Below are 24,456 nucleotides of genomic sequence, written 5' to 3' on the forward strand. Positions count from 1 at the left end.
ATCAGTTTCGGTTACGGGTGACTTTAATCACATCCGGCATCACGCGAATTTTACGCATGATATTCGCCAGATGAACGCGGTCGCGCGCCGTCAGGCGGATGAACGCACTATAAACGCGACCATCTTTCTCTTCCGTATTCAGGCTCTGAATATTGGAAGTGGCGGTGTTAATGGCCGCCGTCAGGTTAGCCAGCGCGCCCTGGTGGTTAAACATGTCCACCTTGATCTCGGTGATAAACTCTTGCGCCGTCTCTTTATCCCACTCCACGGCCATAAACTTCTCTGGCTCTTTCTGGTAGCCACGAATATTACGGCAGGACTCATGGTGAATAACCAGCCCTTTACCAGGGCTGACGTGGGCGACAATCGGGTCGCCGGGGATCGGACGGCAGCATTTGGCGAAGGTGATCAGCACGCCGTCTGCGCCTTTAATCGGCAGATGCGCCGTGTTAGCGCCGGTCGGTGCTGCGGTGCCCGGCGTGGCTTCCCCTTGCTGTAGATTCTTCGCCACCACAACGCTCATTGCGTTGCCAAGGCCGATTTCTGCCAGCAGATCGTCAAGCGACGCCAGCCGCATACGCTCCAGTTCGCGCTGAATATGCTCCTGCGGAATCTCTGCCAGCTTGCGGCTTCCGCCCAGCGCGTGATTCAGCAGGCGACGGCCGAGGCTCACGGAGTCGTCGCGCTTGAGATTTTTCAGCATCTGGCGGATCTTCGCGCGCGCTTTCGAACTGACGACAAAGTTCAGCCAGGCGGCGTTCGGGCGAGCGCCCGGCGCGGTGATGATCTCCACCGTCTGGCCGCTTGAGAGGGACTGCGACAGCGGGTAAGGCTGGCGATCGACGCGCGCGCCAACGCAGGCGTGACCGATATCCGTATGTACCGCATAGGCAAAATCCACCGGCGTCGCACCAGCAGGCAGTTCGACAATGCGGCCTTCGGGGGTGAAAACATAAATCTCATCGGGGAAGAGATCAGATTTAACGCTTTCGATAAATTCGAATGAGCTACCGGCGCTCTGTTGCAGCTCCAGCAGGCTCTGCATCCAGCGCTGGGCGCGGATTTGCGCTGTAGTGCTGCTTTCGCCATGCTCTTTATAAGCCCAGTGCGCGGCAACCCCCATCTCTGCCATTTGATCCATATCTTCAGTACGGATCTGCACCTCGACCGGTACGCCGTGCGGGCCAATCATTGAGGTATGGAGGGACTGATAACCGTTCGCCTTGGGAATGGCGATATAGTCTTTTACGCGACCGGGACGTGGCTTGTAGAGGCTGTGCATCTGACCGAGTACGCGATAGCAGGTATCGAGATCGTGAACAATAACGCGAAAGGCGTAAATATCCATGATCGAGTGAAAACGCTGCTCTTTAAGCACCATCTTGCAGTAGATGGAGTAAAGATGCTTTTCCCGCCCACTGACGCGGCAGGGAATTCCCGCTTCCTGTAAACGCCCTTCGATTTCTGAGAGGATTTTTTGAATCATCTCTTTGCGGTTGCCGCGCGCGGCTTTTACCACTTCTTTGATCACGCGATAGCGGTTTGGGTAGAGCGCCTCAAAGCCCAGCTCTTCCAGCTCGGTTTTGATGTGGTGGATACCTAAACGGTGTGCCAGCGGACTGTAGATTTCGAGGGTTTCACGGGCGATGCGGCGACGCTTGTCCGGGCGAAGAGAGCCCAGTGTGCGCATGTTGTGGGTGCGGTCAGCAAGCTTGATAAGGATGACGCGGATATCCTGCACCATCGCCATGATCATCTTGCGAAAGTTTTCCGCCTGCGCCTCTTTTTTATCCTGGAATTTGAGCTTATCCAGCTTGGAGACACCCTCCACCAGCTCGGCAACGCTTTTGCCAAAGAGCTGCTCCATATCCTGATAGGTGGCGGGGGTATCTTCAATCACGTCATGCAGCAACGCGGCCATCAGCGTTTCATAGTCGAGTTTCATCTCGGCCAGAATACAGGCCACCGCTACCGGGTGCGTGATATAAGGTTCACCGCTTGAACGTGTCTGACCCTCGTGAGCGTCACGTGCAACGAGATACGCCTGCCTGAGACGTTTGATCTGGTCTTCAGGCAGATAGTTTTGAATCAGCTGATTCAGGCTTTCAAACAGATACAAGGGTGACCTGCAGGTTAATTAACGACGACCTTCAGCAATGGCGGTAACGGCCTGCAGTTCTGCGGCTTCCTGCTCTTGCTGTTCCTGGCGCTCACGTACATCAAGGATCTGGTTATTAATCAGACCCTCTTCGATTTCGCGCAGCGCGATAACGGTGGTTTTATCGTTTTCTTCCGGTACTAACGGATCTTTACCGCCAACCTGCATCTGACGAGCGCGACGCGCGGCGACCAGCACCAGGTCAAAACGGTTACCAACTTTCTCTACAGCGTCCTGAACAGTTACGCGTGCCATACTTAAAATGCTCCACAGGTGAAGAAATGACTGGGCATGATACTGAAACCAGGCTCAGTCTGCCAATAGTTTGCTGATTAAAGCGTCATGTCGCTGCTTTTGGCGGCTCATGCGCAGACGTTCAGCGCGAATAATGGTTTTCAAATCGCCCAGGGCGGTATCAAAATCATCATTCACAATCAGGTAATCATACTCAGCGTAATGGCTCATCTCGGCTACCGCCTGGGCCATACGTTTCGCGATCACCTCTTCGCTATCCTGGCCGCGGCCACGCAGGCGGCGATCCAGCTCCAGCTTCGACGGCGGCAGAATAAAGATGCTGCGCGCCTGCGGCATGCGGGTGCGAATTTGCTGCGCGCCCTGCCAGTCGATATCAAGAAACACATCGACGCCGGTTGAGAGCACTTGCTCAATGGTCGCGCGCGAGGTGCCGTAATAGTTGCCGAACACTTCGGCATGCTCAAGAAACGCATCCTCACTAATCATCGCTTTGAACTCATCGTGATTAACGAAGAAGTAGTGTTCACCGTGCACTTCACCCGGGCGCGGCGCGCGCGTGGTATGCGAAACAGAAACTTGCGTGTCGTATAACGGTTGGGTTTTCAGCAAAGCCTGGATGAGGCTTGATTTACCCGCGCCGCTGGGGGCGGAAACAATATAGAGCGTGCCTTGAGCCATGAGAGTCTTTTGTATGTGAATGCGATAGGAACTTACATACGTGCCTATTATACACATCGCCGCTACGTGACGTAGCTTTTGTCACCCGTTTTACCATCAATGATTCGATTTTGCGTGCTGCTTTCCTGATTTTTATGCACGTTTTCATTGCCATGTAAGTTTCCCGGAACCCCGCTCGCATCCTGCTTTTTTCCCGCTCGAAAGTGTTTAACCGCAGCGCTATAACCAACCCGCAATCACAAGGGAGAGGCATGATGTGGAAAAGAGCTGGAGTCACCATTTTTCTACTGCTATGGAGTGCGTTTAGCCTGGCGGCTTGTCCGGTCTGGTCGCCATCACGGGCGCAGGATGAAGTAAAGCGCCTTAAACAGCAGCTCAGTAAATGGAATGATGATTACTGGTCCAGAGGCGCAAGTGAGGTGAGTGATGATGTTTACGATCGGATGAGCGCGCGGCTGGCGAACTGGCAGCGCTGTTTCAACATGATATCCGCAGACTTTTCGCCTGCTTTACCCGGCGGCAATATCGCTCATCCAGTTGCCCATACCGGGGTGCGCAAGCTGGCAGATAAATGGGCGCTGCAGCAGTGGATGAGGGGGAAGCAGGATCTTTGGGTGCAGCCGAAAGTGGATGGTGTTGCCATCACGCTGGTCTATCGCAACGGCAGGCTGGCGCAGGCGATCAGCCGGGGTAATGGTCTTGCGGGCGAGGAGTGGACAGCAAAGGCGCAGGCCATTCCCGCGATCCCTAAAACTGTTACCGGCGCGCTGGTGAATAGCGTCTTGCAGGGCGAGCTCTATTTACGTCGCAAGGGGCATATACAAAAACAGGCCGGGGGGCTTAATGCCAGAGCAAAAGTCGCCGGTGCAATGATGCGACACGACAACCCGGAACTGCTTAATGAGCTTGCTTTCTTTGTCTGGGCCTGGCCCGATGGCCCTGCCACCTTAGCGCAGCGGCTGATAGCACTGAAGAATGCGGGCTTTGAAGAGGCACACTACTACAGCGCCCCGATCAACAGCGTGCAGGACGTAGAGCGCCTGCGCGAACACTGGTTTACCACGCCGCTGCCCTTCGTCACGGATGGCGTGGTGGTGCGCACCAGCGTGGAGCCTGCGGGGAAAGAGTGGTTACCCGGACAAAGCGACTGGGTGGTAGCGTGGAAATATGAGCCGTCAGAAGAGGTGGCGGTGGTAGAGGATATTCAGTTTGCCATCGGACGGACCGGGAAAATATCCGTTGTCGCGCTGCTGGAGCCGGTAAAACTTGATGATAAGCGCGTACAGCGCGTGAATATTGGGTCCGTTCAGCGCTGGCAGGCATTAGATATCGCACCGGGCGATCATATTGCTGTCACCCTCGCCGGGCAGGGGATTCCGCGCGTAGAACGTGTGGTCTGGCGCAACATTGTTCGACAGCCGCCCACGCCGCCGGAGGCTCGCTTTACACCCCTCAGCTGCTTTTATGTCACGCCGGATTGCCAGCAACAGTTCATTGCCCGCCTCTCCTGGCTCAGTTCTGATAAGGCACTCGACATAGCCGGATTGAGTGAGAGTGGCTGGCGTACGCTGCATCAGGCGCACCATTTTGAGCATCTTTTCTCCTGGCTGGCGCTGACAAAAGAGCAGTTGCAGGCGACACCCGGAATGTCGCCCGCGCGCGGGCTGCAACTCTGGCACCGTTTTTCCTTAACGCGGGAGAGACCGCTAAACCGCTGGCTACATGCGCTCGGTACGCCGCTACCGCAATCGGCGATCAACGCCGCGGGCGATGTTTCATGGCGACAGATGCGAAGCCGGGATGAACTGGCCTGGCAACAACTACCGGCCATCGGCGCACAAAAAGCACGTCAGATTGTCGCTTTTATCCGCGCGCCGGTAATTGAGCAGCTGACGGCCTGGCTTGCGAAGCAGGGCGTAAAAGCCTTTCAGTGAGCATTATGCCTGTAGTGAAAAACCGGCAGACCCAGCTTCCAGCGTATCGCCAGCAGGCGGCTGGTGAAGCCAAACAGCAGGGTGGTAATCACCACGATGTCATGATTGGTGACGACATGGCTCAGCGCGATGTAGAACACGGCGGCAGCAAACGCGATCCCGGCATAGAGCTCTTTCTGGAAGACCAGAGGAATGCGCTTACAGAACATATCGCGCAGGACGCCACCAAAGACGCCGGTGATGACAGCCGCAATCACGGCGATCACGGGGCCTTCGCCCATATCGAGGGCGATTTGCGCCCCGATAATGGAGAATACCACCAGGCCGAGCGCGTCCAGCACCAGAAAGAGGCGGCGCAGGTGTGGCATGACTGGCGCAAAGAGTGTCGTCAGCACAGCGGCGGCGGCAACGATGATTACATACTCCGGATGCTTCACCCAGCCAAGCGGGTAGTGACCAAGCAGGATATCACGCACCGAACCACCGCCAAGCGCGGTCGCGGTGGCAATAATAATGACGCCAAAGGTGTCCATACGGCGTCGACCTGCGGCCAGCGCACCGGTCATCGCTTCAGCAGTGATACCAACCAGATAGAGAATATGTAACAGCATGCCGCCCCCATAAATTAAGAGCGTGCAGTGTAACGATTAAGCAGTCTGGGGGCGGTTGAGATTTTCTAAGGTGGTGCGTTTCGGATTAGATTGGCTAATGTTTAATATCATATTTTTATTTGATTAACGTATTGATTTTAAGGTAATTAACTTAAATATATCTACAATCTTCGTTGGCATTATAAGGTCGTTATCAGTAAATAATATGCAGGTGGCAGAGTACCAAAAAGGCCCTTGCGGGCCTTTGAATGGGATGAGGGGCCTACTCGATATTCTGAATCTGCTCGCGCATCTGCTCGATAAGCACTTTCAGCTCAATAGCCGAGTTGGTCACTTCCGCATTGATCGATTTAGAGGCCAGCGTGTTCGACTCCCGGTTGAACTCCTGCATCATAAAGTCGAGGCGGCGACCCACAGCTTCCTTCTTCTTCAGGATGTTGTAGGTCTCTTTAACATGCGCTTCGAGTCGGTCCAGCTCCTCGGCTACGTCGATACGCTGCGCCATCATCACCAGCTCTTGCTCGAGGCGGTTGTTTTCCAGCTGTACCTGCGCCTCTTCCAGCTTGCTCACCAGGCGTTCACGCTGCCATTGCAGGATTTCCGGCATATGGGCGCGCACGTTGTTGACTTCGGTGCTGACGCCTTGCAGACGCTGCTCGATCAACGCTTTCAGCGCCTGGCCTTCGGTTTCGCGGGCGATGATAAAATCGTCCAGCGCGCCATCCAGCGCGGCGAGAATTTCAGCGGTAATTGCATCGAGATCCTGCTCCTGCGCCGCCATCACGCCGGGCCAGCGCAGAATATCGACCGGGTTTATTTCACCCTCGTCGCTCTGCATTTTTACCCAGTTAGCGGCGGTAACCAGCTGCTTAGCCAGTTTTTCATTCAGAATCAGTTCGCCCTGCGCACTGGCGTCTGGCTCAAAGCGTAGCGTACATTCCACTTTACCGCGGGTCAGACGGGTACGCAGACGCTCTCGGACAACCGGTTCAAGGCTGCGGAATTGTTCCGGCAGACGGAAGTAAGTTTCCAGATAACGCTGGTTAACCGAGCGCAGTTCCCAGGAGGCGGAGCCCCATGCACCCTTGATTTCACGCCGGGCGTAGGCGGTCATACTGCGGATCATAGTCGTTCCCGTTTTGAAGGAGAGATGCGGGGGATTATAGCTTTGGTGGCCTTATCAGGATAGGAATAACCAGGGTAAGCCAGTATAATGCGCAGCCACATTCGTAACAGCCGGAGAAATCATCATGCGTCCAGCAGGCCGAAGCGCCACTCAAGTGCGCCCCGTCACCCTGACCCGTAACTACACAAAACACGCAGAAGGTTCCGTGCTGGTGGAATTTGGCGACACCAAAGTGCTCTGCACCGCCTCCATCGACGAAGGTGTTCCACGCTTCCTTAAAGGCCAGGGCCAGGGCTGGATCACTGCCGAATATGGCATGTTGCCGCGTTCGACGCACACCCGTAACGCCCGTGAAGCGGCGAAGGGCAAGCAGGGCGGACGCACTATGGAGATCCAGCGACTGATCGCGCGTGCACTGCGCGCGGCGGTCGATCTGAAAGCGCTTGGCGAATTTACTATCACTCTCGATTGCGATGTTCTGCAGGCCGATGGCGGTACCCGTACCGCGTCGATCACCGGTGCGTGCGTGGCGCTGGCCGATGCGCTGAACAAACTCGTTGCCGCAGGCAAGCTGAAGAGCAACCCGATGAAAGGCATGGTCGCGGCCGTCTCTGTTGGCATCGTTAATGGCGAAGCGGTGTGCGATCTGGAGTATGTTGAAGACTCAGCGGCTGAGACCGACATGAATGTCGTGATGACCGAAGATGGCCGCATGATTGAAGTGCAGGGCACCGCAGAGGGCGAGCCCTTCACTCATGAAGAGCTGCTCGCGATGCTGGCGCTAGCCCGAGGGGGCATTGAGTCCATTGTCGCGGCGCAAAAAGCGGCGTTAGAAAATTGATTTTGAGGGCGACGATGAGTCGCCCTTTTTTTTGCGCAACATTCGGGCTTCGGCCCGGTAGCCTGCGCAACGTACTTTGTTAAATGTTTAAATCATTACAAACAGGAAGAGGAGCGGATCCATGAAAGCGTACCAGCGTCAGTTTATTGAATTTGCGCTTAACAAACAGGTACTGAAGTTTGGCGAATTCACGCTGAAATCCGGGCGCAAAAGCCCCTATTTCTTTAATGCCGGGCTGTTTAATACCGGGCGCGATCTGGCGCTATTAGGTCGTTTTTACGCTGAAGCGTTAATGGATTCCGGGATTGATTTCGATCTGCTGTTCGGCCCGGCCTATAAAGGTATTCCGATTGCGACCACCACCGCGGTGGCGCTGGCAGAACATCACGAGCGCGATGTGCCTTACTGCTTTAACCGTAAAGAAGCCAAAGATCACGGCGAAGGCGGTAACCTGGTCGGCAGCGCGCTGCAGGGTCGTGTAATGCTGGTGGATGATGTGATCACCGCCGGGACAGCGATCCGCGAGTCGATGGAGATTATTCAGGCTAACGGCGCGACGCTCGCCGGCGTGCTGATCTCGCTTGACCGCCAGGAGCGGGGTCGCGCAGATATCTCCGCGATTCAGGAAGTTGAGCGTGATTACGGCTGCAAGGTGATTTCCATCATTACGCTGAATGACCTGGTAGACTATCTGGAAGAGAAGCCGGAGTTAGCCGATCTGGTCGCCTCCGTGCGTGCGTATCGCGAAGAGTATGGCGTCTGAATAGCCACCCGGCAGCAGGCCTGCCGGGTTTCGCCTTACAGAAGCTGCGCGCCCTGCGTGTTGACATACAGGGCGTAAATCGAGGTGCTGGCTGCCATAAAGAGCCTGTTTCGCTGCTCACCGCCGAAGCAGAGATTGGCGCAGCGCTCGGGCAGATGAATCATGCCAATCGCGTTGCCCTGTGGGTTAAACACCCGGACACCATCCAGCTCGTCGCTGCCCATCCCCCATCCGCACCATAAATTGCCGTCAACATCGCAGGCGATACCGTCTGCAGTGCCGTTGCCACAATCAATATGCACCCGCTTGTTTTGTAACTGCCCGTCGATAATGTCCCACGCCAGAATTAAGCGATTAGGTGCGGCGCGGCTCTCCACCACATAGAGGATTTTTTCGTCTGGCGAAAAGCAGATGCCATTAGGCCCGCGAACATCCTCCAGCACCACTTCCAGCTTACAGGTCTGCGGATCGAGGCGATAAACATTCTGCGGCAGCTGCGGCGCGGCTTTGTGTCCTTCATAAAAACCGGCGATGCCAAATGGCGGATCGGTAAACCAGATCGAACCGTCTGATTTGACGGCGATATCGTTCGGTGAGTTGAGCGGCTTACCGGTGAAGCTATCCGCCAGTACCGTGATGGTGCCGTCATACTCCGTGCGCGTAACGCGCCGCGTGTCGTGCTCGCAGCTGATCAGCCTTCCCTGCCGATCGCGGGCATGCCCATTGGCGTTATTTGCCGGTTTGCGAAAAACACCGATCTCGCCGGTCTGCTCATCCCAGCGCATTACCGCATTGTTGGGGATATCGCTCCAGAGCAGCATGCGCATATCACCAAACCATACCGGCCCTTCCGCCCAACGACAGCCGGTGGCGATTTGCTCCACCTTCGCGCTGGAGACCATGTACTCGCGAAAGGCATCATCGAGCGCGACCACGCGCGGATCGGGGTAGCGTTGCGCAGGCGTCCAGGCAGCAAAACTTTTTTGACTCAGTAACAGGGAAGCGGTAGCGATACCGCTCAGCTTTAACAGTTCCCGACGAGATGTTGCCATCCGGTCTCTCCTTCTTGCTTTTGTAGGGTATCGAAGCGGTACTGTGTTTTAGGCAGAAATAGCGTGCCTGAAGGAGCGTAGAGAACCGGGAAGGGTGCCACATCTGGCATTGTTACGAATTACGTTGGGCTTTTACACAGAATGGCGGGAAATGTGAATGCAGCCACAGAGGCTGCATAAGGTGATTACTGTAATTGCAGAAGTAAAAGCGGCCAGCGCGCCTCGAAATCCCCGGTCGGGCTATATTTGAACTCGCTACGCACATAGCGCGACAACATCCCTTCACAGAAGGCCAGCAGCTGGCTGGCCAGCAGCGTTTCGTCGGTCGCGTACCCTTCGCCCTCACGCATTTTGCGTTCGCGCAGTACCTGGCGCAACTGCGCTTCGATACGTTCAAACAGCTGGTTGATGCGCCCCTGCAGGCGATCCTGCTCAAACATCAGCGCATGGCCGGTCATGATGCGGGTCAAACCGGGATTACGTTCGCCGAAGCCCAGAATCAGTAAGACAATCAGACGCAAACGCGCTGTGGTATCTTTTTCATCTTTTAAAATCAGGTTGATGCGGGTAATCAGGCTATCTTCGATAAACTCGATCAGGCTATCGAACATGCGCGTTTTGCTGGGAAAGTGACGATACAGCGCGGCTTCAGAGACGCCGACCGAGGCCGCCAGTTTCGCCGTGGTAATACGTTGGCTCCCATCGCTGGATTCAAGCATTAACGCCAGAGATTGAAGGATTTCCTCACGGCGATTCTTTTTCGCAGTTTGTTTTTCTGCCATGTTCTAAAAAACCCCAGAAAATAATCACTTGTCAGGCGAGCAACCACACAACGACCGCAAATGCCTGGCATTTGCGATCATCTTATCGCGTTATAGTGTTGTGTAATGCGTTAAATAGCGCGGATTATTGACGCCCGGAATGGCCAAAACCGCCTTCGCCACGCGCGGTGGCATCGAACTCTTCCACCAGGTTAAATTCAGCCTGCACGACCGGCACAAAGACCATCTGCGCGATACGTTCACCAGGCACTATGGTGAAGCTCTCCTGGCCGCGGTTCCAGACGGAGACCATCAGCTGCCCCTGGTAATCGGAATCAATCAGCCCAACCAGGTTGCCCAGCACCACGCCATGTTTATGACCCAGGCCCGAGCGCGGCAGAATCACGGCAGCGAGCGTTGGGTCGGCAATGTGAATCGCCAGGCCGGTCGGCAGCAGCGTGGTGGCGCCAGGCGCAAGCTCTACGGCGTCATCCAGACAGGCGCGCAGGTCAAGACCGGCGGAGCCGGAAGTGGCATAGGTCGGCAGCGGGAACTGCTCACCCACGCGCGGGTCCAGAATCTTAACGTCGATTTTTTTCATCATAACGGGTAACAATCTCGTCCAGTAATAGGTGTCCCAGCAGCGCTTTGCGCTCCAGCGGCAAGCGCTTATCGCCATCGTGCCAGAACAGATGTAATGCGTTGTTGTCGCTATTAAAGCCTTGATTAGATTGCGAAACATCGTTGGCGCAAATCAGGTCGAGGTTTTTGCGGGCGCGTTTCTGCCGGGCGTATTCTTCCACATTATTCGTTTCCGCGGCAAACCCAACGACATAAGGACGATGGCTGGTGAGCGCCGCAACGCCGGCGACAATATCGGGGTTTTTCACCATTTTTATTGTGATTTCATCGCCTTGCTTTTTAATTTTCTCCGGGGCGACTTGGCTGGCGCGGTAGTCCGCGACCGCCGCACAGCCGATAAAAATGTGCTGCTGCTGGGCACGCTGCTGTACCGCCGCTTCCATCTCAAGGGCGGTGGTAACGTCCACGCGCTGAACAAAGGCGGGTGTAGGCAGCGACACCGGGCCCGACACCAGCGTCACGTTCGCGCCACGCTTCGCGGCAGCTTCAGCAATGGCAAAGCCCATTTTGCCGGAGCTGAGATTGGTGATGTAACGCACCGGATCCAGCGGTTCGCGGGTCGGACCGGCGGTAATCATAATGTTCAGATGTTGCAAATCCTTGACCGGCGAAAAGTGAGCTGCGGCCATATCAACGATGGTCAGCGGATCGAGCATGCGCCCCGGACCAACATCCCCGCAGGCCTGGCTGCCGCTGTCTGGTCCCCATAACAGCAAACCGCGCGAAGCGAGCACCTGCAGGTTGTGTTGGGTAGCGGCATTGCGGTACATCTGCTGATTCATTGCCGGAACAACCGCAACCGGTGATGGCGTGGCCAGACAGATGGTTGAGACCAGGTCATTCGCCATTCCCGCCGCGACGCGGGCGATTAAATCGGCGGTGGCGGGGGCCAGAATCACCAGATCGGCCCATTTACCCAACTCGATATGCCCCATTGCCGCTTCCGCAGCCGGGTCGAGCAGGCTGTCGGAGACCGGATAACCGGAAACGGCCTGCAGACTCAGCGGTGTGATAAAAGCTTTGGCGGCCTCGGTTAGCGCCACGCGGACTTCCGCGCCCCTATCGCGTAAGCGACGCACCAGCTCAGGCGCTTTATAGGCCGCGATACCGCCGCTTACGCCGAGGACAATTTTTTTACCCGCCAGAGTTGTCATGATTCTTTCCTGTTGGATTCGCCAGAGGCTGGGGATTTTATCACAATCCTCATGTCGTCGTGCCTATGCTCGTGAACCACTTTGCGAGGCGCTACGCAGCGTTGAAAAGTGCCATTCGATGAGCTTCCCTAGTTGTGGCAGCATAATGACCAGACAGGGAGGTGTGGATATGGCGATTGTGTTAATTCCTCAAAAGCCGCGTGAGAAAATGATGCAGCTGGGCGTTGAATCCCTTACGGACGTTGAGTTACTGGCGCTCTTTTTACGCACCGGCGCGTGTGGTAAAAGCGTACTTACCGTGGCGCGTGAGATGCTAAACCACTTTAGCTCGCTCCACTCTCTGCTCTGTGCCGACTATGATGAGTTTCGGTTTATCTCGGGCATTGGCGTTGCCAAATATGCGCAGCTCAGGGGCATCGGTGAGCTGGCGAGACGCTCTTACAACGCGCGTATTGCCGAGGAGAGTTCTCTGCTGAGCCCGGAGATGGTGCGGGAGTTTTTGCAGAGCCAGCTGGCAAACGAAGAGCGGGAGGTCTTTATGGTGATTCTGCTTGATAACCGCAATCGCATCATTAAACACGCCCGGCTATTTTCCGGCACGATTAACCATGTTGAGGTGCATCCGCGAGAAATTTTACGCGAAGCGATAAAATTCAATGCGGTTGGCGTGATCCTCGCGCATAATCACCCCTCGGGTAATGCTGAGCCCAGTAGAGCAGATAAGGCCATCACCGAACGAGTGATAAAATGCTGCCAACTCATGGACATTCGCGTTCTTGATCATCTGATCATTGGCCGCGGCGAGTGCGTTTCTTTTGCAGAACGCGGTTGGATTTAGACCACTTTGCGCGATCCATCGGGATCTTTGTCTGTTCGGGACTTGAGCACACCGCCGAGTCAGCGTATACTACGCCACCTTTGAGAATCTCGGGTTTGGCATTTGGGCCTGGCAATCGAGAGTTCACATAGAACTGCGATGACCGGGCTGTAAAGCCTGACGAGGCGCCAATACCCCATACGAAGCTCGAGCTAATTTGATTTTTGGAGAATAGACATGTCCCGAGTCTGCCAAGTTACTGGCAAGCGTCCGGTGACCGGTAATAACCGTTCCCACGCACTGAACGCGACTAAACGCCGTTTCCTGCCGAACCTGCACTCTCACCGTTTTTGGGTTGAGAGCGAAAAGCGTTTTGTCACCCTGCGTGTATCTGCTAAAGGTATGCGTGTAATTGATAAGAAAGGCATCGATACAGTTCTGTCTGAACTGCGTGCCCGTGGCGAAAAGTACTAAGTACTTAAAGGATATAAATCATGGCTAAAGGTATTCGTGAGAAAATCAAGCTGGTTTCTTCCGCTGGTACTGGTCACTTCTACACCACCACGAAGAACAAACGTACTAAGCCGGAAAAACTGGAACTGAAAAAATTCGATCCAGTTGTCCGTCAGCACGTGATGTACAAAGAAGCTAAAATTAAATAATTTTAGTTTTCTTGAACAAAAACCCCGCATTGTCGGGGTTTTTGCATTTCTGATAGCCCGCAAAAAGCTGGAGATGAGATGCCTGAATTACCTGAAGTTGAAACCAGCCGCAGAGGCATTGAGCCGCACCTGGTCGGTGAAACCATCCTGCATGCGGTGGTGCGCAACGGTCGCTTGCGCTGGCCTGTTTCCGAAGAGATCCACAGCCTGAGCGATAAACCGGTGCTCAGCGTGCAGCGACGCGCTAAATACCTGTTACTGGAGTTGCCGGACGGCTGGATCATCATTCACCTCGGCATGTCCGGCAGTCTGCGCATTCTTCCCCACGAGCTTCCTGCACAAAAACATGACCATGTTGATCTGGTGATGAGTAACGGCAAAGTGCTGCGTTATACCGATCCGCGTCGTTTCGGCGCCTGGCTGTGGACCAAAGAGCTGGAAGGGCATAATGTGCTGGCGCATCTCGGCCCCGAGCCGTTAAGCGACGCGTTTAATGCTGACTATCTGCGGGAGAAGTGCGCAAAGAAGAAAACGGCGATAAAACCCTGGCTGATGGATAACAAGCTGGTAGTGGGCGTCGGGAATATTTATGCCAGCGAATCGCTGTTTGCCGCCGGGATCCATCCCGATCGGCTGGCCTCATCCCTCTCGCAGCAGGAGTATGAACTGCTGGTACGGGTGATCAAAGCGGTGCTGTTACGCTCCATTGAGCAAGGCGGAACGACGCTGAAAGACTTCCTGCAAAGCGACGGCAAACCCGGTTACTTCGCGCAGGAGTTACAGGTTTACGGGCGGGAAGGGCAGCCGTGTCGCATCTGCGGGGCACCCATCGTGGCGGCAAAACATGCGCAGCGCTCGACGTTTTACTGCCGACAGTGTCAGAAATAAACAGGTATGGAATAAAAGCCAGATAAGCTATCCGGCATTGAAGCTTACTTCAGCTTATCAAGCAGCGCCTGGTGAACTGGCTGCGGCAGGAAATGCGCGACGTCGCCCTGATGGCGCGCCACCTCTTTGACCAGTGAAGAGGAGATAAATGACCACTCTTTCGACGGCATTAAATAGACGCTTTCCAGATCCGGCATCAGATGCCGGTTCATATGCGCCAGCTGCATCTCATACTCAAAATCCGCTACTGCGCGCAGACCGCGGATCAAAATCGTGGCCTGCTGATCACGCGCGAAATTGGCCATCAGATCGCTAAAACCGACTACCGTGACATTTTGCAGATGCGACGTCGCCTGCTGCGCCAGCGCAACGCGCTCGTCAAGGCTGAACATCGGTTTTTTGCTCGGGCTGGCGGCAATTGCCAGTATCAGCTCATCAAACATCACGGCGGCACGGGTCACAATATCGATATGCCCGTTAGTGATAGGATCAAATGTACCAGGGTAGATCGCCCGCTTTTGCATAATCGACCTTATTGCGCTTTAGGTGGCAGATAGGGTTCCAGCAGTTGCAACAGAAGCTGCAGAGCGCCCTGATTCTGATAGAGCACTTCCACTGCGTGGCGACCGTAAAAACTCCGGTAATCTTCATCGGTCAACAAAGAGGTGATCTCTTTGATGAGCGCATCCACGTCGTTTACGGTGATCAACCCATCGGCCTGCGTCAACCGTGCGCAGATATCTTTGAAGTTGAACGTATGCGGCCCCATCAACACCGGGATTGCATGTGCGGCGGCTTCAAGGGGGTTATGACCGCCTCTCTCTACCAGCGACCCGCCGACAAATGCCAAATCTGCAATGCCGTAAAGCAGCATCAGCTCACCCATCGTATCGCCAACCACCACCTGGGTGCTGGCAGAGGGGATCTCGCCGGAAGAGCGCGTGATAAAACTCAAACCCGCATCCCGCACCATATTGACGGCGTCAGGAAAGCGTTCAGGATGACGTGGAACCAGAATCAAGAGTAAATCAGGAAACTGTTTTAGCAAGGCCTGATGCGCGAGCAGCATGATGCTCTCTTCCCCTTCGTGGGTGCTGGTCGCAATCCAGACCGGACGATGCGGCGCCCACTGGCGACGCAGGGCGACAGCGCGGGAGGCCAGTTGCGGTGTGACGGAGATATCAAACTTCAGGCTGCCGGTTACGGTAAGCTGATTGCGCCTGGCACCAAGTGCGATAAAACGGTCGCCATCTTCGCTGTTTTGCGCGGCAATCAGCGTAATTTTGCGCAGCAGCTTCTGGATAAATTTACCCAGCTTCGCATAGCCAGCGGCAGAGCGCGCCGAGAGCCGGGCGTTAGCGATGACCAGCGGAATGCTTCGTTTGTGCAGCGCGCTAATCAGGTTTGGCCACAGCTCGGTTTCCATAATCAACACCAGCTTGGGGTCAACTTTATCGAGGAAACGGTTTAGCGCGCCGGGCAGATCGTAAGGCAGATAAACATGCTGCACGTCGCCACCGAATGCTGACATCACGCGCTCGGAGCCAGTTGGCGTCATGGTGGTGACGGTTATGGGCAAATCGGGATAGCGATGGCGTAAGGCGCGCACCAGCGGAATTGCCGCCAGCGTTTCGCCCACGGAGACAGAGTGCAGCATGATGCCGCCTGCTTTCAACGGCTTCTTGTAGAAGCCATAGCGCTCGCCCCAACGTTTACGGTAAGCCGGAGCTTTTGCACCACGCACCCATAACCGCACCCAAATCAGCGGCTGAATGATGTACAGCAGTGTGGTGTAGAGCAATTGGAGCATAGTACGTTGCAGGCTTAGGAATGTGCAGGGGATTTTATGTATTTAGTACCGCTATTGCTATTACTTTTGCTGAAATCGTCCAAATTCACCTCTTATAGCGTCATTAGTATCAGTCTTATCAATTTTTTTTCATTTTTATCTATTTTATTGAATGTTTCAGAACGTACCCATCAGGAGCATGTGACTAAGAAAAGTATTTATTGTTTTGATTTTTATGTTTTTTTTAAGGGGTTTGTTGAAAAGTGCTGCGGGTCGGATTGATGATAAAGAAGTGGTACAATAAAAGATCTATAAGTGTGCAATATCAGTGTTCAGGTAGCTGTCGAGCCTGGGGCGGTAGCGTGCCTGTAATTTTTCACGGATATACATCAAGAAGAGCCGATTGTGGAAAAGCCATTTCACCGAATTCTGGTCATAAAAATGCGTTTTCATGGAGACATGCTGCTGACCACGCCGGTCATCAGTACGTTAAAACGCAACTATCCTGATGCGCGCATTGATATGCTGCTTTACAAAGACACAATGCCAATCTTATCCGAAAATCCTGAGATTCATGCGCTTTATGGCATGAGCAATAAAGGGGCGTCCTTAAAGGAAAAGATAGGGAATTTCTTCGGTCTGATGAGCCAATTACGCAAGAATAATTACGATCTCATCGTGAATCTGACGGATCAGCATATTGTGGCGCCGCTGGTGCGCTGCCTGTCGGCAAAAGTGAAAATTTCGCAGGATTACGCTCATCGCCAGTCCGCTTTCTGGAAAAAGAGCTTTACGCATCTCGCGCCGTTCGCCGGTGAGCACGCGGTAGAACGTAACTTATCAACCCTTGCTCCGCTGGGCATCACCGACTTCTGCCGTGATACCACCATGAGCTACGCCCCCGACCACTGGGAGCGTATGCGCAGCGCGCTGAATGAGGCAGGCGTTGGCGAGCACTACGTCGTTGTACAACCGACGGCCCGCCAGCTATTTAAATGCTGGGACAATGAAAAATTCTCGCAGGTGATTGATGCGCTGCAAGCTCGAGGATATGACGTTGTACTGACCTCCGGCCCGGGCGCTGACGATCTCGCCTGCGTTGAGGAGATTGCCCGCGGATGCGCGCGCAGGCCTGTCACTTCTCTGGCGGGGAAAACGCGTTTTCCTGAACTCGGTGCCTTAATTGCCCACGCCGCGCTGTTTATCGGCGTGGATTCCGCGCCGGGTCATATCGCCGCCGCGGTGAAGACGCCAATTATCTGTCTCTTCGGTGCCACCGACCACGTTTTCTGGCGGCCGTGGAGCGACAACATCATCCAGTTCTGGGCCGGTAATTACCAGCCGATGCCAGCGCGTAGCCAGCTGGACAGAAATAAGAGATATCTCTCTGTTATTCCGGCAGAAGATGTCATCGCGGCGACAGAGAAAATGCTGCCCTCTTTAGAAGGCGTCTCCTGATGATTGTCGCTTTCTGCTTATATAAATATTTTCCCTTCGGCGGTCTGCAGCGCGATTTTATGCGCATTGCGCAGACCGTTGCCGGGCGTGGGCATCATGTCAGGGTCTATGTCCAGTCCTGGGAAGGCGATGTGCCAGCAGAGTTTGAGCTGATCCGCGTCCCGGTCACGTCACGCACCAACCACGGTCGCAACGCCGAATACCACGCCTGGGTAGTGACGCATCTGGCAAAACACCCCGCCGATCGTGTGGTCGGCTTCAATAAAATGCCGGGTCTTGATGTCTACTATGCGGCCGATGTTTGCTACGCCGAAAAAGTGGCGCAGGAGAAGGGCTTCTTCTACCGCCTGACGGCCCGTTACCGCCATTATGCTGCCTTTGAGAAAGCGACCTTTGAACACGGGAAGGCGACGCAGTTGCTGATGCTGACGGATAAGCAGATTGGCGATTTTCAACGGCATTACCATACCGAAAGCGACAGGTTTCACATTCTGCCACCGGGGATCTATCCCGATCGTAAATATAGCCAGCAGATCGCCAACAGCCGCCAGATCTACCGTGAAAAAAATGGCATCGCGGACGATCATTTCTGGCTGTTACAGGTCGGATCCGATTTCAGCAGGAAAGGCGTTGATCGTACACTTGCCGCTGTTGCCGCATTGCCAGAGCCATTAAGAAGTAAGACGCAGCTATTTGTGGTCGGTCAGGACAAACCCGGACGCTTTGCCGCACAGGCGGCGAAGGCAGGTATCAAAGAGAATGTGCACTTCTTCTCAGGGCGCAGCGATGTGGCCGAACTGATGGCGGGTGCCGATCTGCTGATGCATCCGGCCTATCAGGAAGCAGCGGGCATTGTGCTGCTCGAAGCGATAACCGCCGGCCTGCCGGTGATCGCCAGCGGCGTTTGCGGATATGCGCACTACATTGCCCGCGCGCAGTGCGGCGTGGTAATTGAAGAGCCATGGTCTCAGGCCGCGTTAAACGAGGCGCTACAGCGTGCATTGCAAGAGACTGCCTTGCGCGAAGCGTGGGCAGAGCGGGCGCGTCACTTCGCGGACACAGAAGATCTTTATAGCCTGCCGGAGAGAGCGGCGGACATCATTACGGGTGAAGTGAATGGTTGAATTGAAAGAGCCGCTGGCGACACTCTGGCGGGGTAAAGATGCGTTTGCCGAAGTCGAAAAGTTACAGGGAGAGGTGTTTCGCCAGCTCGAAACGCGGCGCACCCTGCGTTTCGAACTTGCCGGTAAAAGCTATTTCCTGAAATGGCACCAGGGCACCGCGTTTAAAGAGGTGTTGAAAAATCTGCTTTCACTGCGCCTGCCGGTGCTGGGTGCCGATCGCGAGTGGAAAGCCATTCATCGTTTGCATGATGCAGGTGTTGATACCATGCACGGCGTTGGGTTTGGCGAAAAGGGTGCCAACCCTATCAATAAAACGTCCTTTATTATCACTGAAGATCTGACGCCAACCATCAGCCTCGAAGATTATTGCGCAGACTGGCGGGCGGTACCCCCGGAACCGCGCATCAAACGGATGATTATTCGGCGCGTCGCCACCATGGTGCGCAAGATGCATCAGGCCGGGGTTAACCATCGTGACTGCTATATCTGCCATTTTCTGCTCCACCTGCCTTTCACAGGCGATGAAAAGAGCCTGAAAATCTCGGTGATTGATCTTCATCGTGCGCAAATGCGTGCGCATGTGCCGACGCGCTGGCGAGATAAGGACCTGATCGGGCTCTACTTCTCTTCACTCAATATTGGGCTTACCCAGCGGGATATCTGGCGTTTTCTTACGGTCTACTTTGCCGCATCGCCGCGAAATATCGTTCAGCAAGAAGCGGGTTTATTAGCACAAGCGCAGGCCCGGGCTGAAAAGATCCGCGAAAGAACGGAACGTAAGTCTCTCTAAAATGAGAAGTGGTCACTCCATGAAAATTGCATTTGTTGGCGAAGCCGTATCGGGCTTTGGTGGCATGGAAACGGTCATTAAGGCCGTCATTCATTCGTTTCAGCAGGACGCCTTTGCGCAGTGCGAGGTGTTCTTTTTTTGCCGTAACGACAAAATGGATAAAGGATGGCTGGCAGGAATTGATGCTGCTTACTCATTTTCAAAGGTGAAAATCAGCTTTATCAGGCGCGCGATCCATATTCGTAATTTAAAGCGTTGGATAGATGAGCATAAGCCCGACCTTGTTATCTGTATTGATACCCCCTCCTGCTTCCTGACAAGCAGAGCCCAGCAGAAATGCAAACATCGTTTTACCATTTTGTCATGGCCTCATTTCTCGCTGGATCATAAAAAGCACGGCGACTGTGTGGCCTGGGCTGATTATCACCTCGCGATAAGCAGCGGCATCAAAAGGCAGATGGAGGCGCGGGACATCGCGGAGGAGACAGTCCACGTCATCTATAACCCGGTTGCACCGCAGAGTGGCACAATTCCCGCTCCGAACGCGGACGAGACCGCGACCTTCCTGTACGTTGGCAGGATGAAGTTTGAGGGGCAGAAAAGGGTTAAAGATCTGCTTGATGGCCTCGCGCAGGTCAAGGGCAAGTGGCATCTGCATGCGATTGGTGATGGCTCGGATTTTGATAAGTGCAAGGCCTACGCGCGCAAACTCAATATCGACAGCAACATCACCTGGCATGGCTGGCAGGCCCAGCCCTGGGAGGTCGTCAGGGACAGGATCGAAAAGGTCTCCGCATTGCTGCTGACCTCCTCTTTTGAAGGCTTCGGTATGGTGCTTCTGGAAGCGATGGCGTGGGGCATTCCCTGTATCAGTGCAAACTGTGTTGCCGGCCCGGAAGATATTATTCGCCAGGGTGTTAATGGTTACCTCTACCCACCAGGCGAGATGGCTGAGTTTGTGACCTTGCTGCAGCAGGTCGTTGATCATCGCACCTCGTTCCAGCCGGATACGATTAAGCAATCAATTAACACGTTTTACACCGAGACATATAATCGACGTATGCGAGAGGCGATCCTCTCTGTCCTCGCTGCACTGAATACGAGCATTAAATGAGCCAAACTTATTTTGATGAGAAAGACGTGATTCTTTCAATAAAGGATTATAACCATTTATCTGATGCTGGCATCAGTGCGTTTAATATCGCCTACGGCATCGATAAGAACTTTCTTTATGGATGCGGGATTTCGATAGCGTCAATTCTTTTAAATAATAAAGATAAGCGCTTATCCTTCCATGTCTTTACCGATTATATAACCGAAGAGGATAACAAAAAGTTCTCTTCACTCGCAGAGCAGTACCAGTCACGAATTACGGTTTATCTGGTGAATTGCGATAAATTGAAATCGCTTCCCAGCACCAAAAACTGGACCTATGCGACCTATTTCCGCTTTATTATTGCCGATTATTTTACAGAAAAAGCGGATCGTGTGCTTTATCTCGATGCGGATATCGCTTGTCAGGGCAGCGTTCAGGAGCTGATTGATCTCGAATTCAACGATCATGAGATCGCTGCGGTTGTCGCGGAAGGTGATATTAACTGGTGGCAAAAGCGAGCAGTAAGCCTGGGCTCACCTGGTTTAGTTAATGGCTATTTCAATGCCGGTTTCCTGCTGATTAATATTCCGTGCTGGACGGCTAATGATATCTCGCGGAATGCGATTGAAATGCTACGCGATCCGATTGTTGCCAGCAAAATTACGCATCTCGATCAAGATGTGTTAAATATGCTGCTGGTGAGTAAAGCGAAGTTTATCGATAAAAAATTCAACACTCAGTACAGCATTAATTATGAATTAAAGGCCGGTGTGTTAAATCCGGTGAACGAAAACACGGTGTTCATTCATTATATCGGGCCAACGAAACCGTGGCATGAATGGTCGGATTATCCTGTTTCACAGGGTTTTCTCCGGGCTAAAAAAGAGTCACCGTGGAAAAACGATCGCTTATTGAAGCCAACAAATGCGAATCAGTATCGATATTGTGCCAAGCACATGCTGCATCAGAAGAAGTTCGTTAAAGGGCTAATTAGTTATTTGTTCTATTTTCAAAAGAAAATCGCAAACTAAAAAAACACATAGGTGATGCAGTGGACTCATTTCCAGGTATTAAAATTTCTGAATTTGAAGTTTTTGATCATAGCAAAGAGATAACGACCAATGCTTTAAACATCGCCTATGGAATTGATCGCAACTATCTTGATTGGGTAGGCGTATCAATAACGTCGATTGTCATCAATAACAGTATCAATATTAATTATCACATCATTTCAGATGAGTATGATGACTATTTCCTGAAACGAATCGCGGTTCTGGCTGAGAAGTATTCAATCAGCATAAGCTTATATTTGATTAATGCTGGATGTCTGAGCGACCTACCGAGCACTAAAATATGGTCGCGCGCCATGTATTTCAGATTGTTCGCCTTTGAATACTTCAGCAATAGCTTTGATAAGTTACTTTATCTGGATGCTGACGTTTTTTGCAAAGGTAAGCTCGATGAACTGGCTGAATGTAACCTTGATAACGTTGCAGCTGCGGTTGTCAGGGATGTTGATTCGATGCAAAGTAAAGCTGTTGAGAGATTAAAAGATCCGGATATCCGCAACAATTATTTTAACTCAGGCGTGGTGTTTGCCAACCTTAAAGAGTGGGTGAAAAACGATCTCACTAATCAGGCGTTCTCTATTCTACTCAATAAAGATAATCGCGGCATCGAATTTAAGTATCCGGATCAGGATGTGCTTAATGTATTACTGAAAGATAAAGTCCATTTTCTGTCGGGCAAATTTAATACAATTTACACCATTAAAAGTGAGCTAAAAGATCATACTCACCAAAATTTCAAGAATATTATCTCGGATGAAACCGTATTAATACACTATACGGGGGCCACAAAACCCTGGCATAAATGGGCGACGTATCCATCAACCGTTTATTACCAAACTGCGCTAGCTGCATCGCCCTGGAAAGATCAGCCGCCGCGTGACGCAAGGACATTTATAGAGTTTAAGAAGCGATATAAACATCTCCTGGTGCAACATAAATACATGGCAGGTATCAAAGCAGGTTTTTTATATCTTTTGAGAAAATATTCTTTACATTCAAAATAAAATAATAGCTGGTCAAATTTATGAGTGACAAATATCAAGTTAGAGATTATGTTGTTTTCACCAAAAAAGGTGGTGAAAAATACCTGAAAATCTTTAAAGATTTTATGGATTATAATCTCGATGTGATAAAGATTTTTCGCAGTATTGATGACACCAAGGTTTTACTAATCAATACAGAATATGGCAAGTATATTTTAAAAGTCTTCGCGCCAAAACAGAAAAAGACCGAACGTTTTCTCAAGTCTATTTTCAAAGGCGATTACTATGAAGCTCTGTTTCATCAGACTGAACGCATCAGGGCAAATGGTGCTGACGCGATAAATGATTTTTACCTGCTGGCTGCTAAAAAGACATTTCGCTTCGCTCACTCCTATATTATGTTAATCGAATATATTGATGGCATTGAGTTAGCAGACTTCACTACTATTGATGATGACCTGAAAGAAAAAATTAAACTATCAATAGATGAGTTACATCAAAATGGTATGGTTTCAGGCGATCCGCATAAGGGTAACTTTATCATACAAAACGGTGAGGTTCGCATCATCGATTTGTCCGGGAAATCGCCGTCCCGCATACGTAAAGCGAAAGACCGCATCGACCTGGAGCGGCATTATGGTATTGTTAATGGCGTCAAAGATCTTGGCTATTACCAGTTTATTTATAAGAAAAAATTGCGTAATTTTGTTCGTAAGATAAAAGGTAAGCCGGTTCGCTGAAAACATGAGATGGTTTCGGGTTGCTTCTACATCGCGTGCAGAAAACTTAATAGTGGTAAGCACAGCAAGCAGAAAGGTGGTGGGAGAAGTGAGGCACCACCTAAAGTAATATGGTTGGCCCGTATTATTAAAGATAAGCATATTGTTAGTCTGAAACGGTAATATGTGTTAATCCCAACAGGTTTATTATGAAAAATATTAAATATATTACACATGCATGTGTTGAACGATTGAAAAGGCACAAGTCTTCAGATGACGTGGTTATCTTTCTCTCTGGGCCAACTTCAAAGAAGACGCCATTATCAATTCTTCGCAATCGGGATATTATCGCGGTAAACGGCTCTGCCGCTTATTTAATCGAGAATGATATTAATCCGTTAATTTACGTTTTGACGGATGCCCGTTTCTTGCTGCAGCGACGTGATGATTTTTACCAGTTCAGCCGCAACAGCCGTTTTACCATTGTTAATGCAGATGTTTACGAGGCGGCAACGGAGGAGGATAAGCGCTACCTTCGTGAAAATTGCCTGATACTGCGTGCCTTCTACAAACGAGAAAAAGGTGGGGCAGTTAAAAAGGTAAAATTCCTGATGAAAAGTCGTCTGCATAAAAATCTACTGATTAACATCCCCTGGTCTAAAAAGGGGCGTCTGGTTGGCTTCAGTAAAGATATTGCGCTGGGTTACTGTTCATGCCATACGGTCGCTTATACCGCGATTCAAATTGCCTATTCCTTACAATACAGCGCAATTATCTGCTCCGGTCTGGATCTTACCAATAACTGCCGCCGCTTTTACGACGAAAGCAGTAATCCGATGCCATCTGAATTGAGTAAAGATCTGCCAAAGATTTTACCTTTCTTTATTTTTATGCGAGCAAACATTCCAGATATTAATATCTATAATCTTTCGGATGACACTGCAATTAGTTACGACATCATTCCTTTCATTCAACCCGAAGAACTTGAAAAAAATCATTATAAAAACAGTCATGAGTTGCATGAAAAAATTGATTTCGAACGCAAAGCCAACACCTTTGCTAACTAGTGGCAAAAACCTTTTTGG

26 protein-coding genes are annotated in these 24,456 nt (G+C 52.2%); 15 read left to right on the plus strand and 11 right to left on the minus strand.

Features of this window, described 5'->3' with window-relative positions:
* Position 1: 1 nt before the first annotated feature.
* From spoT to gmk, 3 genes are read right to left on the minus strand one after another with little or no spacing between them, the layout of a single operon-like run.
* Positions 2 to 2,119 (minus strand): bifunctional GTP diphosphokinase/guanosine-3',5'-bis pyrophosphate 3'-pyrophosphohydrolase, encoded by a 2,118-nt coding sequence (gene spoT, locus PU683_RS01350; RefSeq protein WP_042715011.1) that lies wholly within the window; start codon positions 2,117 to 2,119, stop codon positions 2 to 4.
* A gap of 18 nt (positions 2,120 to 2,137) precedes the next feature.
* Positions 2,138 to 2,413: a DNA-directed RNA polymerase subunit omega gene (rpoZ, locus tag PU683_RS01355; protein ID WP_007369481.1), complete on the minus strand. Its 276-nt coding sequence runs from the start codon at positions 2,411 to 2,413 to the stop codon at positions 2,138 to 2,140.
* A gap of 54 nt (positions 2,414 to 2,467) precedes the next feature.
* Positions 2,468 to 3,091: a guanylate kinase gene (gene gmk, locus PU683_RS01360; RefSeq protein ID WP_042715009.1), complete on the minus strand. Its 624-nt coding sequence runs from the start codon at positions 3,089 to 3,091 to the stop codon at positions 2,468 to 2,470.
* Between the two features lie 254 nt (positions 3,092 to 3,345).
* Here gmk and ligB point away from each other — a divergent pair, with 254 nt between their 5' ends.
* Positions 3,346 to 5,025, plus strand: coding sequence for an NAD-dependent DNA ligase LigB (gene ligB / locus PU683_RS01365; RefSeq protein ID WP_277170466.1), 1,680 nt, complete (start codon positions 3,346 to 3,348; stop codon positions 5,023 to 5,025).
* On the opposite strand, the gene PU683_RS01370 is transcribed toward ligB, so the two are convergent.
* Complete coding sequence (locus PU683_RS01370; RefSeq protein ID WP_277169759.1) at positions 5,019 to 5,636, minus strand: trimeric intracellular cation channel family protein; 618 nt, start codon at positions 5,634 to 5,636, stop codon at positions 5,019 to 5,021. The two genes, ligB and PU683_RS01370, sit on opposite strands and share 7 nt — an antisense overlap.
* Positions 5,637 to 5,898: 262 nt before the next feature.
* Complete coding sequence (locus PU683_RS01375) at positions 5,899 to 6,762, minus strand: YicC/YloC family endoribonuclease (protein ID WP_277169760.1); 864 nt, start codon at positions 6,760 to 6,762, stop codon at positions 5,899 to 5,901.
* Positions 6,763 to 6,886: 124 nt separating this feature from the next.
* Here PU683_RS01375 and rph point away from each other — a divergent pair, with 124 nt between their 5' ends.
* Positions 6,887 to 7,603, plus strand: coding sequence for a ribonuclease PH (gene rph, locus PU683_RS01380; protein ID WP_277169761.1), 717 nt, complete (start codon positions 6,887 to 6,889; stop codon positions 7,601 to 7,603).
* A gap of 121 nt (positions 7,604 to 7,724) precedes the next feature.
* Positions 7,725 to 8,366 (plus strand): orotate phosphoribosyltransferase, encoded by a 642-nt coding sequence (gene pyrE / locus PU683_RS01385; RefSeq protein ID WP_139567446.1) that lies wholly within the window; start codon positions 7,725 to 7,727, stop codon positions 8,364 to 8,366.
* A gap of 35 nt (positions 8,367 to 8,401) precedes the next feature.
* On the opposite strand, the gene PU683_RS01390 is transcribed toward pyrE, so the two are convergent.
* The 4 genes from PU683_RS01390 to coaBC all read right to left on the minus strand — a co-directional run bounded on the left by PU683_RS01390 (position 8,402) and on the right by coaBC (position 11,975).
* Entirely contained in the window at positions 8,402 to 9,418 is a 1,017-nt protein-coding gene (locus PU683_RS01390; protein WP_277169762.1) for an SMP-30/gluconolactonase/LRE family protein, read from the minus strand.
* A gap of 185 nt (positions 9,419 to 9,603) precedes the next feature.
* The gene (gene slmA / locus PU683_RS01395) at positions 9,604 to 10,200 is read right to left on the minus strand and encodes a nucleoid occlusion factor SlmA (protein WP_277169763.1); all 597 of its coding nucleotides are present in this window, start codon (positions 10,198 to 10,200) and stop codon (positions 9,604 to 9,606) included.
* Between the two features lie 124 nt (positions 10,201 to 10,324).
* Positions 10,325 to 10,783, minus strand: coding sequence for a dUTP diphosphatase (gene dut / locus PU683_RS01400; protein ID WP_277169764.1), 459 nt, complete (start codon positions 10,781 to 10,783; stop codon positions 10,325 to 10,327).
* A complete protein-coding gene (gene coaBC / locus PU683_RS01405) occupies positions 10,761 to 11,975 on the minus strand; it encodes a bifunctional phosphopantothenoylcysteine decarboxylase/phosphopantothenate--cysteine ligase CoaBC (protein ID WP_277169765.1) in 1,215 nt (404 codons plus the stop codon). Before coaBC ends, dut begins: the two co-directional genes overlap by 23 nt.
* A gap of 169 nt (positions 11,976 to 12,144) precedes the next feature.
* On the opposite strand from coaBC, the gene radC reads away from it, so the two are divergent.
* From radC to mutM, 4 genes are all read left to right on the plus strand, one after another.
* Positions 12,145 to 12,813, plus strand: a complete 669-nt coding sequence (radC, locus tag PU683_RS01410; RefSeq protein ID WP_277170467.1) for a RadC family protein — start codon at positions 12,145 to 12,147, stop codon at positions 12,811 to 12,813.
* 216 nt (positions 12,814 to 13,029) lie between these two features.
* Entirely contained in the window at positions 13,030 to 13,266 is a 237-nt protein-coding gene (rpmB, locus tag PU683_RS01415) for a 50S ribosomal protein L28 (RefSeq protein WP_002436699.1), read from the plus strand.
* A gap of 20 nt (positions 13,267 to 13,286) precedes the next feature.
* Positions 13,287 to 13,454 (plus strand): 50S ribosomal protein L33, encoded by a 168-nt coding sequence (gene rpmG, locus PU683_RS01420; RefSeq protein WP_013094893.1) that lies wholly within the window; start codon positions 13,287 to 13,289, stop codon positions 13,452 to 13,454.
* A 78-nt stretch (positions 13,455 to 13,532) separates the two neighbouring features.
* Positions 13,533 to 14,342, plus strand: a complete 810-nt coding sequence (mutM, locus tag PU683_RS01425) for a bifunctional DNA-formamidopyrimidine glycosylase/DNA-(apurinic or apyrimidinic site) lyase (RefSeq protein ID WP_277169766.1) — start codon at positions 13,533 to 13,535, stop codon at positions 14,340 to 14,342.
* A gap of 44 nt (positions 14,343 to 14,386) precedes the next feature.
* On the opposite strand, the gene coaD is transcribed toward mutM, so the two are convergent.
* Together coaD and waaA are read right to left on the minus strand one after the other, a co-directional pair.
* Positions 14,387 to 14,866: a pantetheine-phosphate adenylyltransferase gene (gene coaD / locus PU683_RS01430; RefSeq protein WP_277169767.1), complete on the minus strand. Its 480-nt coding sequence runs from the start codon at positions 14,864 to 14,866 to the stop codon at positions 14,387 to 14,389.
* An 8-nt stretch (positions 14,867 to 14,874) separates the two neighbouring features.
* Positions 14,875 to 16,152, minus strand: coding sequence for a lipid IV(A) 3-deoxy-D-manno-octulosonic acid transferase (gene waaA, locus PU683_RS01435; protein ID WP_277169768.1), 1,278 nt, complete (start codon positions 16,150 to 16,152; stop codon positions 14,875 to 14,877).
* 384 nt (positions 16,153 to 16,536) lie between these two features.
* Here waaA and rfaQ point away from each other — a divergent pair, with 384 nt between their 5' ends.
* From rfaQ to waaZ, 8 genes are all read left to right on the plus strand, one after another.
* Positions 16,537 to 17,589 carry a lipopolysaccharide core heptosyltransferase RfaQ gene (gene rfaQ, locus PU683_RS01440; protein WP_277169769.1) on the plus strand — a complete coding sequence of 351 codons (1,053 nt, stop codon included), beginning with the start codon at positions 16,537 to 16,539 and terminating at the stop codon, positions 17,587 to 17,589.
* A complete protein-coding gene (locus PU683_RS01445; protein ID WP_277169770.1) occupies positions 17,589 to 18,713 on the plus strand; it encodes a glycosyltransferase family 4 protein in 1,125 nt (374 codons plus the stop codon). Before rfaQ ends, PU683_RS01445 begins: the two co-directional genes overlap by 1 nt.
* Complete coding sequence (rfaP, locus tag PU683_RS01450; RefSeq protein WP_277169771.1) at positions 18,706 to 19,503, plus strand: lipopolysaccharide core heptose(I) kinase RfaP; 798 nt, start codon at positions 18,706 to 18,708, stop codon at positions 19,501 to 19,503. Before PU683_RS01445 ends, rfaP begins: the two co-directional genes overlap by 8 nt.
* Before the next feature lie 19 nt (positions 19,504 to 19,522).
* On the plus strand, positions 19,523 to 20,617 hold the full coding sequence (gene waaB / locus PU683_RS01455) for a lipopolysaccharide 1,6-galactosyltransferase (protein WP_277169772.1): 1,095 nt from the start codon (positions 19,523 to 19,525) through the stop codon (positions 20,615 to 20,617).
* Positions 20,614 to 21,630 carry a lipopolysaccharide 3-alpha-galactosyltransferase gene (gene waaO, locus PU683_RS01460; protein WP_277169773.1) on the plus strand — a complete coding sequence of 339 codons (1,017 nt, stop codon included), beginning with the start codon at positions 20,614 to 20,616 and terminating at the stop codon, positions 21,628 to 21,630. The genes waaB and waaO overlap by 4 nt, the downstream gene beginning before the upstream one ends.
* A gap of 20 nt (positions 21,631 to 21,650) precedes the next feature.
* Positions 21,651 to 22,673 (plus strand): glycosyltransferase family 8 protein, encoded by a 1,023-nt coding sequence (locus PU683_RS01465; RefSeq protein WP_277169774.1) that lies wholly within the window; start codon positions 21,651 to 21,653, stop codon positions 22,671 to 22,673.
* Positions 22,674 to 22,693: 20 nt separating this feature from the next.
* Positions 22,694 to 23,392, plus strand: coding sequence for a lipopolysaccharide core heptose(II) kinase RfaY (gene rfaY / locus PU683_RS01470; RefSeq protein WP_277169775.1), 699 nt, complete (start codon positions 22,694 to 22,696; stop codon positions 23,390 to 23,392).
* A 188-nt stretch (positions 23,393 to 23,580) separates the two neighbouring features.
* A complete protein-coding gene (waaZ, locus tag PU683_RS01475; RefSeq protein WP_277169776.1) occupies positions 23,581 to 24,438 on the plus strand; it encodes a 3-deoxy-D-manno-oct-2-ulosonate III transferase WaaZ in 858 nt (285 codons plus the stop codon).
* Positions 24,439 to 24,456 lie beyond the last annotated feature (18 nt).

This window comes from Candidatus Kosakonia sp. 282A-S69, from assembly GCF_029433855.1.
GTDB classification, from domain to species: Bacteria; Pseudomonadota; Gammaproteobacteria; order Enterobacterales; family Enterobacteriaceae; genus Kosakonia; species Kosakonia cowanii_A.